The organism is Microbacterium sp. CCNWLW41 (assembly GCF_037083505.1).
Genome location: NZ_JBAOJP010000001.1, coordinates 115,163 through 127,708 on the forward strand (window position 1 = coordinate 115,163; position 12,546 = coordinate 127,708).

General features: G+C 72.2%; 8 protein-coding genes. 2 read left to right on the plus strand and 6 right to left on the minus strand.

Annotated features, from left to right (window positions below; all coding sequences use genetic code 11):
• Positions 1-5: 5 nt before the first annotated feature.
• The 5 genes from V6R91_RS00450 to V6R91_RS00470 all read right to left on the minus strand — a co-directional run bounded on the left by V6R91_RS00450 (position 6) and on the right by V6R91_RS00470 (position 8,061).
• Positions 6-1,094 (minus strand): class I SAM-dependent methyltransferase, encoded by a 1,089-nt coding sequence (locus V6R91_RS00450; protein WP_336393630.1) that lies wholly within the window; start codon positions 1,092-1,094, stop codon positions 6-8.
• Between the two features lie 182 nt (positions 1,095-1,276).
• Positions 1,277-2,902: a LuxR C-terminal-related transcriptional regulator gene (locus V6R91_RS00455; RefSeq protein WP_336393631.1), complete on the minus strand. Its 1,626-nt coding sequence runs from the start codon at positions 2,900-2,902 to the stop codon at positions 1,277-1,279.
• A 52-nt stretch (positions 2,903-2,954) separates the two neighbouring features.
• Positions 2,955-4,259: a xylulokinase gene (gene xylB / locus V6R91_RS00460; RefSeq protein ID WP_336393632.1), complete on the minus strand. Its 1,305-nt coding sequence runs from the start codon at positions 4,257-4,259 to the stop codon at positions 2,955-2,957.
• Between the two features lie 140 nt (positions 4,260-4,399).
• Positions 4,400-5,590 carry a xylose isomerase gene (gene xylA, locus V6R91_RS00465; RefSeq protein WP_336393633.1) on the minus strand — a complete coding sequence of 397 codons (1,191 nt, stop codon included), beginning with the start codon at positions 5,588-5,590 and terminating at the stop codon, positions 4,400-4,402.
• 68 nt (positions 5,591-5,658) lie between these two features.
• A complete protein-coding gene (locus V6R91_RS00470; protein WP_336393634.1) occupies positions 5,659-8,061 on the minus strand; it encodes a glycoside hydrolase family 3 N-terminal domain-containing protein in 2,403 nt (800 codons plus the stop codon).
• A 240-nt stretch (positions 8,062-8,301) separates the two neighbouring features.
• Here V6R91_RS00470 and V6R91_RS00475 point away from each other — a divergent pair, with 240 nt between their 5' ends.
• Entirely contained in the window at positions 8,302-10,194 is a 1,893-nt protein-coding gene (locus tag V6R91_RS00475; protein ID WP_336393635.1) for a glycoside hydrolase family 30 protein, read from the plus strand.
• A gap of 98 nt (positions 10,195-10,292) precedes the next feature.
• A complete protein-coding gene (locus tag V6R91_RS00480) occupies positions 10,293-11,492 on the plus strand; it encodes a COG1470 family protein (RefSeq protein WP_336393636.1) in 1,200 nt (399 codons plus the stop codon).
• On the opposite strand, the gene V6R91_RS00485 is transcribed toward V6R91_RS00480, so the two are convergent.
• On the minus strand, positions 11,447-12,448 hold the full coding sequence (locus tag V6R91_RS00485; protein WP_336393637.1) for a LacI family DNA-binding transcriptional regulator: 1,002 nt from the start codon (positions 12,446-12,448) through the stop codon (positions 11,447-11,449). The two genes, V6R91_RS00480 and V6R91_RS00485, sit on opposite strands and share 46 nt — an antisense overlap.
• Between the last annotated feature and the right edge of the window lie 98 nt (positions 12,449-12,546).

A 12,546-nucleotide genomic window follows, 5' to 3' on the forward strand; every position in this document is an offset into this window, starting at 1 on the left:
TCGGGTCAGACGATCTCGTAGAACCGCCACAGCCCGAACTCGGGCACGAGCACGCGGATGTCGCTCCAGCCGGCGGATCGCGCGTAGCCGCGGAGGGTGTCCGGGCGCATGACGGTCCCGGTGCCGGCGCTCGGCTGGTGAGAGAGGCCGTCGGGGAGGCACACGAAGATGCTGAAGCCGTACAGCAGACGCTCGAGCTCGCTCGCCTGCGGCGCGAAGCGCTCCTCGGCTGCCTCGTCCATGATGACGACGATGCCGTCGTCGCGGACCGCCTCGCGCGCCGCGGCGAGGACGGCGACCGGATGCGGCATGTCGTGCAGGCACTCGAAGGCGAAGACGGCGTCGAACGGCCCCTGCGAAGCGGCCAGCGCCGCGTCGGAGAGCAGGAACTCGACCCGGTCGCCGACGCCGGCCTCCGCGGCGTTGCGCCGCGCGGCCTCGACCGATGCCTCGTCGATGTCGAAGCCGACGACGCGAAGCTGCGGGTAGGCCTGCGCCAGAGCGATCGAGGACCATCCGCCGCCCGACCCGAAGTCGGCGATCCGGGCCCCGGGGCGCCGCAGCACGTCGTCGATGCGCTCGATGCCCGCGAAGAGCGAAGGGAGCTGCTCGAACCACGGGCGGTTCATATCGGCCTGCGCCTCACGCGCGTGCCGGCCGAGCTGCTCCCAGCTCACGCCCCCGCCCGTGCGATAGGCATCGAGCAGGGCGTCCACCTGCCCCGAGACGGCCGCCGCCATGCGGGCGAGCGGCTCGAGGTACGACAGGCTGCCGCGGTCGAGCAGGACCTCCTCCACGCCGGGCGCGAGCAGGAAGCGGCGGCCGGCGTGCTCCGCGGCGTCCTCAGCGTGCAGGATGCCGCTCGCGGCCTGCTGCTCGAGCCACTCGCGGGCGTACCGGGCGTCGGTGCGCGTGCGTGCGGCGAGCTGCGCCGCCGTGAGTCCGCCCGGCTGCGACAGGGCGGCATACCAGCCGAGCTGCGAGCCCAGGTGCACCGCCATGAGGTCGAACCAGCCGAGCGTGGCGCCCATGAGCCGGTCCGCGAACGCGGCCGTCGCCTCCGGATCGGTCCGGGTGATCGTCGTCGTGGACATCGTGGTCTCCTTCGTCGAGGTCCATCGGGTGTGTGTCTGGGGACGACGCTACGGACGCCACCCGGGCGGCCGCCTCGGGCGAACGGCGCAACTTCGTCCACGCGCCTGCACCATTCCATGCAGACCGCCGCGCCGGCCGGGCGGCGGGCGCCCGCCGCCCGGCCCGCGCGGGGAGCATCGGCCTACCGCCCGCGCGGCCCGCCCTGCTCGTGCCACCAGGCCACCGCGGCGGTGCGCGAGCCGACGTCGAGCTTCACGTACACGTTCGCGAGGTGCCGGCTCACGGTCTTCTCGCTGATGAAGAGCTCCGCGGCTATCTGCCGGTTGGACTTGCCCTGTGCCACGAGCTCCACGATCTGCCGCTCCCGGGCGGTCAGCGGGCCGTCGGACGCGGGCGCCGTCCCCGACCGCACCACGACCGGCGGAGCGCCGAGCCGCTCGAAGATCGCGCCGGCCTGGTCGCGCAGCTGTGTGGCCAGGGCGTCGTCGCCGCGCCGCTCGTGCGCGGACGCGAGCCAGCACAGCACGTTGGCCTGCTCCCATGGCTGCCGCAGGCGCCGGAAGATCTCCAGCGCGGAGTGCAGGCGGCTGATCGCACCGTCGGCGTCGCCGGCGTGGATCAGCGCCATCCCACGGGCGTGCGCGGCCCACGCCCGGAAGCCGTCGCTGCCGAACTCGCGCGCGTCGTCCTCGAGCTCGTCGAGCAGCCGATGCGCCTGCTCCGGCGTGCCGCCCGCGAGCGCGATCTCGACGCCGGGGCGCAGCAGCCGTGCACGGCCCAGGCGATCGCGCTGAGCCAGCGAGGTCGAGATCATCGCCGCCGCCCGCTCGAGGTCGCCCTCCGCGAGCACGAGCAGCGCCTCGCCCGGAACCGGGTCGACACCGGCCGCGCGCGCCCGGTCGTACGCCTGCCGAGCACCCGCGGCATCGCCGCGCAGCCGGCGGACCTCGCCGACCTGGTACCACCCCTCGCCGGCGACCCAGGGATGGTCGGATGCGAGGTCTGCGCATGCCCGCTGCAGCGCCGCCTCCGCGGCATCCCACTCCCCGCTCGCCGACTGCAGCTCGAGGCGGTGCACGCGGCACACCCCGGCGTAGACGACATCGGTGCCGTGCGACGCGCACCATGCTTCGGCGGCGCGCGTCCAGTCGGCCATCCGCCGGAAGTCGGCCAGCTCGTGGCAGACGTGGATGGTCGTGCACAGCACATCGCCCGCCCACTCCGCCTCGAGCTCGCCCGACACCACGCTGAGCATCGCCTCGTCGAGCTCGGCGAAGCCCTCCGCGGTGCGGCCGGCGCGGATGGCGTGCATCCCCGACACGACGGCGCTGAGCGCCGACACCGCGGGGATGCGCAGCGACGACGCCAGCTGCCGCATCCGCGACACGCTCGCGGCGGGCCACAGCGCACCGGTGGCGTCGAGATCCATGCTCGCCGTCAGGTAGACGTCGTACGCGTGCGCCCGGGCGTCGGGGAGGTCCGCGAGGATCCGGTGCGCGCGGCGCGCCCACGCCGTGCCGACCGTCATCTCGGCACGCGTCAGCCGTACGAGGGCGATGACGAGCGCGGCTTCCGCGGCGGCCATCGCCTCGCCGTCCGCCGAGAGGATGCGGTAGGCCTCGTCGAGGATGTCGAGGCACGACTCCTGCCGCCCGAGCCACCACTCGCACGCCGCGAGCGCGCGCAGATCGGGGCCGGTGGCCGCCGCCCCATCGCGCGCGGTGGCGAAGCCGTCCCGCGCCGTCTCCCAGTCACCGGACCGATATGCCGTCCGCGCTCGCTCGAGCACGGCGGAGGTGTCCGCCATGGCGGAATGGTACCGCCGCGGAGGCTCCGGCACCCGGTGTCGGCGTGCGCGCCTAAGGGGAGAGGACGGATGCCGCCTGCCGCGCCGCCCCCAGCGCCACGTACTCGCCCGGCTCGGGCACGTCGACGGGCAGCCCGAGCACGAGCGGGGCGATCCGGCGGACCGCGTCGGACTGGGCGCCGCCGCCGACGAGCAGGGCGCGCTCGAGCGGCACGCCCAGGCCGCGGAGCGCCTCGAGCCCGGCAGCGAGCCCGGAGAGCATCCCCTCGACCGCGGCGCGCGCCAGGTTCTCGCGCGTCGTCGAGGCCAGCGTCATGCCCGTGAGCGACGCGGTCGCGTCGGGCAGGTTCGGCGTGCGCTCGCCTTCGAAGTACGGCACGAGGGTGAGCCCCGCGGCGCCCGGTTCGGCGGCGAGGGCGAGACGCGACAGCTCGGCGTGGTCGACGCCCAGCACGCGGCCGATCGCGTCGAGGACGCGGGCGGCGTTGAGGGTGGCCACGAGCGGGAGGAACCGCCCGGTGCAGTCCGCGAACCCCGCGACCGTGCCGCTGGGGTCGATCGTGCGCTCCTCGCTGACGGCGAAGACCGTGCCGCTGGTGCCGATCGACACGACGACGTCGCCCGGTCCGGCGCCCAGGCCCAGCGCCGCGCCGGCGTTGTCGCCCGCACCGCCGCCGACGCGCCGGCCGTCGGCATCCGTCACCCATTCCGCGGGTCCGAGCACGCGCGGCAGGACCGCGTCGTGGCCGAGCGCCGCGATCAGCAGTTCGCGGTCGTACCCGCCGGTCGCGGGGTCCCAGTAGCCGGTGCCAGAGGCGTCGGAGCGATCGGTGACGAGCTCGTCGAGCACCGCGCCGCGGGACGACTCGCCGGCGGGTCCGAAGCCGCGCAGGCGCCACGTCAGCCAGTCGTGGGGAAGGGCGACGGCCGCCACGCGAGCGGCGTTGTCGGGCTCGTGGTCGCGCAGCCACCGCAGCTTCGTGATGGTGAACGATGCCACGGGCACGAGGCCCGTGCGGTGCGCGAGCAGGTCGGCGCCGAACTCGGCGACGAGGTCGGCGGCGGCCTGCGCGGAGCGGGTGTCGTTCCACAGCAGCGCGTCGCGGACCACCCGGCCGTCGGCATCCAGCGCCACCATGCCGTGCTGCTGGCCGCCGATCGCCCACGCCTCGACGTCGTCGAGCCCGCCGGCGTCCTCGATCGCCCGCTGCAGCGCCGTCCACCAGGCCTCGGGGTCGACCGAGGTGCCGTCGGGGTGCCCCGCACGCCCCTGGCGCACGACAGCGCCGGTCGAGGCATCCGTGATCACGACCTTGCACGACTGCGTCGACGAATCGACGCCCATCACCAGAGCCATCGCTCCTCCTTCTCGCTTCGCGCGCCCCCGACCCGGCTCACGTGCGCTGAACGTACGCCGCACCGGGTGCAGAGCGTGCATTCAGCGCACGTGAACGACGGGAGGGGGCGCGCCGGGGCGTATGACGACGGACGGATGCCTCAGCCGCGGGCGCCGAGCAGGTGCTCGGTGGCCAGCTGCTGCAGGCGGACGAAGCCGAAGCCCTTGCCACCGAGGTAGGCATCGGCGTCGAAGTCCTCGTACGCCGAACGGTCGGCGAGGAAGTCGTCGTAGCTCTCGCCCTCGTTGAGGGTGGGGACCGACAGCTCCGGCACGCGGGCGGCTTCGAGCGCCTCCTGCACCTCGGGGTCGGCACGGAAGGCCGCGGCGCGCTCCTTGAGCAGCAGGTAGGTGCGCATGTTGGCCGCCGCGGAGTCCCAGACACCGGTCTCGTCCTCGGTGCGCGACGGCTTGTAGTCGAAGTGACGCGGGCCGTCGTAGGCGGGGACGCCGCCGGGGCCGCCGTTCTCGAGCAGGTCGACCAGCGCGAACGCGTTGTGCAGGTCGCCGTGGCCGAACACGAGGTCCTGGTCGTACTTGATGCCGCGCTGACCGTTGAGGTCGATGTGGAAGAGCTTGCCGTGGAACAGCGCCTGCGCGATGCCGGCGGCGAAGTTGAGGCCGGCCATCTGCTCGTGGCCGACCTCGGGGTTGAGGCCGACCAGCTCGGGACGCTCGAGCGAGTCGATGAACGCGATCGCGTGGCCGAGCGTCGGCAGCAGGATGTCGCCGCGGGGCTCGTTGGGCTTGGGCTCGATGGCGAAGCGGATGTCGTAGCCCTTGTCGGTGACGTAATCGCCGAGGAGGTTGACGGCCTCGCGGTAGCGCTCGAGGGCGGCGCGGATGTCCTTGGCCGAGTCGTACTCGGCGCCCTCGCGTCCGCCCCACATCACGAAGGTCTTGGCACCGAGCTCGGCGCCGAGGTCGAGCTGGCGGAACACCTTGCGCAGGGCGTAGCGACGCACGCCGCGGTCGTTCGAGGTGAAGCCGCCGTCCTTGAACACCGGAGCGGAGAAGAGGTTGGTCGTCACCATGGGCACGATGAGGCCGGTGTCGGCGAGGGCGCCCTTGAGGCGGTCGATCTGGGTCTGACGCTCGGCGTCGGTCGAGCCGAAGGCGAACAGGTCGTCGTCGTGGAACGTGAGTCCGTAGGCGCCGAGCTCGGCGAGCTTCTCGACCGCGTGCACGACATCGAGGGCGGGACGGGTCGGCCCGCCGAAGGGGTCGGTGCCGTTGTAGCCGATCGTCCAGAGGCCGAACGAGAACTTGTCGTCGCGGGTGGGGGTGGGCATGACGCTCCTTTGCGGGTAAATGTTGCTGACGACAACCTATACCAGAACGGATGCCCCGTCCAGCGGCATCACTCCTCGTCGACGGCCGGCGAGACGTCGATCCCGGCGCGCAGTCGCCGACGGTGATCCACCCGCCGCTCCGGCCCCGCGAGCACCACCGGGTGCGCCGAGACGAGGTCGCCGCTGGACCTGCCGGCCGAGAGCACGATCTCGCCGGCGTCGACGACGCGCTCGCCCGCCGAGCCGGTATACGCGGAGAGGTCGGCGTGCACGCGGAAGCGGACGTCGGCAGCCTCACCCGGCTCGAGGGACACCCGAGCGTAGGCGATCAGCTTCTGCAGCGGCCGCGCCACCGAGGCGACAGGGTCGTGGAGGTACAGCTGCACCACGTCGCTGCCGGCGCGCTTCCCTTCGTTGGTCACGCGCAGGCCGACCGTCAGCTCGCCGTCCGTCGCGATCTCGGCGGCGTCCGCGGTGAGCGGCGACCACGCGAACGACGTGTACGACAGCCCGTGGCCGAACGGGAATGCCGCCGTCGGGTCGATGTTCGAGACGTCGGTGCGGCGCGCCAGCTTGGCAGCGAGGTACGTCGTCGGCTGGCTGCCGGGCGACGACGGCACGCTGACGGGCAGGCGCCCGCTCGGGTTGACCCGTCCGCTCAGCACCCCGGCGATCGCCGCCGCGCCCTCTTCGCCCGCGAAGAACGCCTCGATCACTCCCGCCGCTTCGCTCGCCGCGCGTCCGAGGGCGTAGGGACGACCGGCCAGCAGCACGGCGACGGCGGGGGTGCCGGTGTCGAGGACGGCATCGAGCAGCTGCTGCTGCGCACCGGGCAGATCCAGCGAGGGCGCATCGCATCCCTCGCCGCTCGTCCCCCGTCCGAAGAGGCCGGCGCGGTCCCCGAGCGCCACCACGGCGACGTCGGCGTCGCGGGCGGCGACGAGGGCGGCCTCGAAGCCGTCGCGCTCTCCCCCGTCGACGGAGGTGCCGCGCGCGTGGATGATCCGCGCTCCCGGGAACTCCTCGTGCAGCGCGTCGAGGAGGGTCGGGATGCGGATGCCCATCTCGGTTCCCGGGTGCTGCGTCACGACGTGCGTCGGGAACGAGTAGCACCCGAGCATCGCGTAGGGGTCGTCGGCATTGGGGCCGATGACCGCGATCGTCGCGGGCCGGGCGAGCGGGAGGGTGCCGTCGTTGCGGAGGAGCACGATCGCCTCCTCCGCGAGCCGCGCCGCCAGCGCGCGGTTGCGGGGCGGATCGAGGTCGACGGTGCCGCGCACCGCTTCGGGCGACGACAGGTCCGCGCCCGCGAGCGCGTCCGGAACGGCCGACCAGGCCTCGTCGAGGAGCCCGAGCTGCTCCTTCTGGCGCAGCACGCGACGCAGGGCGCGATCGACGAGGTCCGCATCGACGACTCCCTCCTCCACGGCGCGCCGCAGCGGCTCACCGAAGGTCTTCACGGTCGGCAGCTCGACATCGATGCCCGCCGCCAGCGCCGCGCCCGCGGCATCCGCCCACGAATCGGCCACCCCGTGGAGGAGCTTGAGGAACGCGATGGAGAAGTAGTCGGCGACCACCGTGCCCTCGAAGCCCCACTCGTCGCGCAGCAGGTCGGTGAGCAGGGACCTGTCGGCGGCGGTCGGGACGCCGTCGATGTCGGCGTACGAGTTCATGACGCTGCGGACGCCGCTCTCGCGCACCGCCATCTCGAACGGGGGAAGCAGGACGTCCTGCAGCTCACGCGCGCCGACCGACACGGGCGCCAGGTTGCGGCCGCCTTTGGATGCCGAGTAGCCGACGAAGTGCTTGAGGGTCGCGACGATGCCGGCGGACTCGAGACCGGTCACGTACGCGGTCGCGATCGTCGCCACCAGGTGCGGGTCCTCGCCGATCGTCTCTTCGACCCGGCCCCACCGCGCGTCGCGGACCACGTCGAGCACGGGCGCGAGACCCTGATGCACGCCCACCGAGCGCATGTCGTCGCCGATGTGCCGCGCCATCTGCTGCACGAGCTCGGGGTCGAAGGTAGCCCCCCAGCTCAGCGGCACGGGGTACGCCGTCGCCCCCCAGGCGGCGAACCCGGCGAGGCACTCCTCGTGGGCCACGGCGGGGATGCCGAAGCGGGATGCCGCGCGCAACCGCTGCTGCGTGCGCATGAGGGACAGCGCGCCGACGCCGGCGTCGACCGGCTTGGTGCCGAACGGCCTTGTGAGCTGACCGAGGCCCGCCGGAAGCAGGGCGTCGAGGTCGACGGGATCCTCCACGTCGTGCTGGTGGGGCGCGACGTCGTTCCCTTCATCGGAGGCCCCCACCCACACCCCGTAGAGCTGGGCGAGCTTCTCGTCGAGCGACATGCGCGCGACGAGCGTCTCGACGATGTCGGAGTCGGTGGCGATGGCGTTCCGCAATGAGGACTGCTCGGCGACGCCGGCCGTGGTCGCCTCGAGCTCGGCGGGTTCCGAAAGTTTCATTTCTGCGCCTTCACAGTTCGCTCGATCGAGACGAGACCGTCGATTCGTTCCCAGAACCGGGCGCAGGAGCGAGCGGAAGAGCCTCCGCGGGGTCGGGCCGCGGTCCGCGCGTTCAGTGCCTGATCAAAGGGATAAAAGTCGTTGACCCTCGCTCCATCGCATGGCTAGGTTAACGTTTACATTACACGCCGACAGTTTCGAAGGAGAACTGTGAAGAAGACATTGTCGTTAGTCGCCGCTGTGGCACTGACAGGATCGGCCCTGGCCGTTCCCACCATCGCCACAGCCAATGACGCGACGGAGATCGACCTGCAGCCCGAAAGTGTGCAGCAGACCATCGACGGCTTCGGCTACTCCGCCGCCTTCCAGCGCACGCACCGCCTGAACCTGCTCTCGGACGAGAAGAAGGCGGAAGCCGTCGAGCTCTTGCTCGGCGATACGGGCGTCGACCCGTCCATCCTCCGGCTCGGCATCGGCGGGCAGTCGATCAACACGTACGACGTCATGCAGTCGATCCAGCCCACCGACCCGGGCGGCCCGGATGCCGAGCCGAACTATCAGTGGGACGGCTACGACAACGGCCAGGTCTGGTTCGCCCAGGAGGCCGAGGCCGCCGGCGTCGAGTACATCTACGGCAACGCCTGGACCGCGCCCGGCTACATGAAGACGAACAACTCGCCCACCAGCGGCGGAACGCTGTGCGGTCTGAGCGGTGCGACCTGCGAGAGCGGGGATTGGACGGACGCCTACGCCGACTATCTCGTCGCCTGGGCGGACTTCTACAAGCAGGAGGGCGTCGAGATCGACGGGCTCGCGTTCGCGAACGAGCCGGACTACACCGCGACCTACGAGGCCATGCGGCTGACTCCGGCGCAGGCGGTCGAGTTCACCAAGACGGCGGGACCGGTCTTCGACGCTGCGGGCTACGACCTGCTGTGCTGCGAGTCGTTCGGCTGGAGTCAGGGCAAGAACTACCACAGTGCGATCCAGGAGGATGCCGAGGCGGCGCAGTGGGTCGACGTCCTCACCGCTCACTCCTACGCCAGCCGCTCGGACACCACCTTCGAGACCGACAAGCCGCTCTGGATGTCGGAGTGGGCCGCCTCCGTGGCCGGCCTCACGCAGTTCAACGCGAACTGGGACGGCAGCCCCGGCGCCGGCTCGGACGGCATCCGCATGGTGGATCACATGATGGACACCCTGACCCGTGCGAACGCGACCGGCTACCTGTGGTGGCTCGGTGTGAGCCAGGGCGGATCCGGATCCCTCATGGTGGTGGACGTCGAGAACGACACCTACACGGTGGGTGCGCGGCTTTACGGGATGGCCGCGTTCAGCCGGTTCATCCGCCCCGAGGCGGTGCGTTTCGACGCGGTGCACGGCATTGCGGACCTCAAGGTCGCGGCGTTCGACAACGCCGACGGCACGCGGGTGGTGCAGCTGCTGAACAACGGCACCGTGCCCATCTCGACCGACATCGACATCGACAGCCAGCCCACGGTTTACTTGAACGACCAGACCCACCAGCTGGTCCAGAGCGAGGGCATCGCCACGACCGCCGACGGCAAGACCGACCTCGAGCTGCCCGCGCGGTCGCTCGTGACGCTCGTCGTCGAGCCGCAGGAGCCGGCGGGCGAGGGGATCCCGCTCGAAGCGACCGTGGCCGAGCCCGGCGAGCCCGGCTCGCTGTCGATGACGGTGGCCGATTTCGGCGAGGGGGTCGTGCTGGAAGAGGGCGCGAACGCGGGCGACCGGATCCGGTTCGAGGGGGAGCTTCCCGTCGTGACGGTCACCGACTCGCGCAACGCAGAGCAGGCGGGAGACGGCGGCTGGTCGGTCTCGGGCCAGGCGAGCGACTTCGACGCGGGCGGAGAAGTGCTGGGCGCCGGGCATCTCGGGTGGTCGCCCGAGGTCCTCACCCCGCGTGCGGGGGTGACCGCGGGTGACGCGGTGCCGACGATCCTCGACGGCGGCACGGGTCTGGCAGGCCCGAGTCAGCTCGCGGGGGCGTCGACTGAAGGCCGGTTCGGCTCGACGGAGCTCAGCGCGGACCTCGCCCTCGAGATGCCGGTGGACACCGCACCCGGCACATATGCGGGCGTGCTGACCGTCACCCTCTTCCCCGAGGACTGACCCGCACCCCACCCGGCGCGGCCGGCCGCCCCAGGTCGGCCGCGCCCCCTTCCCGCATCACCCATCGACGTATCCCCCCGCTCACATCGGAGTCCGCGATGAATATCCCCCATCTGCTCCCCCGTGCCGGAGCGGCGATCCTCGTCGGCCTGATCATCGCGGCACCGTCCGGTGCCGTGGCCGATGACACCGCTCCCGGCACGACCTGGTCGCTCTCCCCAGCCGGCACAGACGGCGACAGCGGAGCCGACGACCGCATCTCCCTGCGCCACGTCATCGAGCCGGGCGGGAACGCTGACGATCAGGTGGCCCTCACCAACTTCAGCCCGCACCCCGCGACGTTCGCGGTCTACGCGAGCGACGGGATCGTCACCCCCGACGGCAGCTTCGACCTGCTGCCTCCCGGCGAGCGTCCTGTCGACGGCGGTGCGTGGATCGACATCGGCGCCGTCGGCGACGACGATCCCTCTCCGGGCGAGACCCTGACGATCGAGGTACCCGCCGAGGAGACGGTGGTCATCCCTCTGCGGATCGCCGTGCCCGCCGACGCCTCACCGGGCGATCACCCCGCCGGACTCGTGGCGCAGTTCGTGCCCGCCGAGGGTTCCGGCGTCGAGATGGCGAGCCGCGTGGGCGTGCGCGTGCATCTGCGGGTCGACGGGCCGGTCGTGACCGCGCTCGCCGCCGATGCCGTCTCGGTCACCTACGAGCCGTCGTGGAACCCGTTCTCGCCCGGCACGGCTCGCGTCGAGTACACCCTCGGCAATGCCGGCAACGTCCGTCTCGGTGCGACCTCCACCACCACGATCGTGGGACCGTTCGGCATCGCACCCGTGTCGGAAGCGACGACGATCCGCGAAGTCCTCCCCGGCGAGGTCGTGCGGGCCTCCTCGACGTTCGACGTCTGGCCCCTTCTCCTCGGCTTCGGCGGAGTGCAGGTGACACCTGAGGCGGTCGGCGAGGACGTGCTCCCGGGGACGGTCGCCGCGTCGACGACGTCGTTCACCGTCTGGACGGTGCCGTGGTCGCAGATCCTCCTGCTCGCCGCAGTGTCGGGGGCGATCGTCCTGACCGTGCGAGCGCGCCGAAGGTCGTCCGCGCGCGTGCAGCGTCGGATCGACGAGGCGGTGGCCAGGGCGGTCGGCTCCGATCACCCCGTCACGGCGGGGGCGCAGTCGAATGCCGTCGACGCCCCTCCCCGCGAGGGTGACCACTCGACGGCGTCGGCCCCTGCTCCCGCGGGCGCGGCGGCTCAGCCCGGCGGCGCCGTGGAGGCGCGGACGGCGAGCCGCGGGTGAAGCGACCGGTGGATGTCGCCCTCGGGATTCGCGCCGCGCGCGTCGATCCGCTCGAGCAGCAGCTCGACCGCGGCGTCGCCCAGCTCGCGCAGGTCGGCCCCGACGCTCGTGAGCGGCGGCGAGGCGAGCCCCGTCACGAACGTGTTGTCGAAGCCGACGAGGCTCACCTGGCCGGGCACGCGGATCCCCGACTCGGACCACTGCGCCAGCATCCCGAGCGCGACCAGGTCGTTGTAGGCGATGACGGCCGTCGCTCCGGTCTGCAGCGCGCGGTCGGCGACCGCCCGCCCGCCGGCAGACGTCGGCGTGCAGTCGTCCAGCTGGTGCAGGGCGAGATCGGGGTGAACGGCCGAAGCCTCGGCGATGCTGCGCGAGCGGCGGGCCTGCGACCACGAGGTCACCGGGCCGCCGACGTATGTGATGCGCCGATGGCCGAGCCCGTACAGGTGCTCGACGGCCGCCCGGCCCGCCGCCGACTCGTCGATCGTCACCGACGGCGTCGCCGGACCGTCGTCGCCGAGATCGCGGTTGATGAGGACGCACGTGTTCCCGGCGACCACCTCGGCCAGCCGTTCGTCCGACAGCCGCGACGAGACGAGGATCAGCCCGTCGATCTGCGAGCGCAGCGCGCGGATCTCCTCATCCTCGACGTCGGCGCGTTCGGTGGTGTCGACCACGACCAGACCGTACCCGCGCTCGCGCGACGTGGCCTGGGCGCCCTTGGTCATCGACGAGAAGTAGGGGTTCTCGATGTCGGGGACGACGAGCGCGATGACGCCGGTGCGGCCGCGGCGCAGGCTCGCCGCGGCGCGATTGGGCCGGTACCCCAGCTCGTCGATCGCGGCGAGGACCCGGTCGCGGGTGTCGCCCGAGACCCGATGCGGCTCGCGCAGCGTGCGCGACACGGTGGCGATCGAGACACCCGATCGGGCCGCGACGTCGTGGACGGTCACCATGTCGAACGGACACCTCGCTAGCGGTTCAGAGCTCCATCATCCCAACCGCCGGTGACGGAATGCGAGATGGACACTAGGATAATAACGTTTACATTCGT

Excerpts from the sequence above, each read along its gene's own strand:
- V6R91_RS00450 (WP_336393630.1), bottom strand. The coding sequence starts at position 1,094 with ATGTCCACGACGACGATCACCCGGACCGATCCGGAGGCGACGGCCGCG.
- xylA (WP_336393633.1), bottom strand. The coding sequence starts at position 5,590 with ATGCCCACCCCCACCCGCGACGACAAGTTCTCGTTCGGCCTCTGGACG.
- V6R91_RS00455 (WP_336393631.1), bottom strand. The coding sequence starts at position 2,902 with ATGGCGGACACCTCCGCCGTGCTCGAGCGAGCGCGGACGGCATATCGG.
- xylB (WP_336393632.1), bottom strand. The coding sequence starts at position 4,259 with ATGGCTCTGGTGATGGGCGTCGATTCGTCGACGCAGTCGTGCAAGGTC.
- V6R91_RS00470 (WP_336393634.1), bottom strand. The coding sequence starts at position 8,061 with ATGAAACTTTCGGAACCCGCCGAGCTCGAGGCGACCACGGCCGGCGTC.
- V6R91_RS00480 (WP_336393636.1), top strand. The coding sequence starts at position 10,293 with ATGAATATCCCCCATCTGCTCCCCCGTGCCGGAGCGGCGATCCTCGTC.
- V6R91_RS00485 (WP_336393637.1), bottom strand. The coding sequence starts at position 12,448 with ATGGTGACCGTCCACGACGTCGCGGCCCGATCGGGTGTCTCGATCGCC.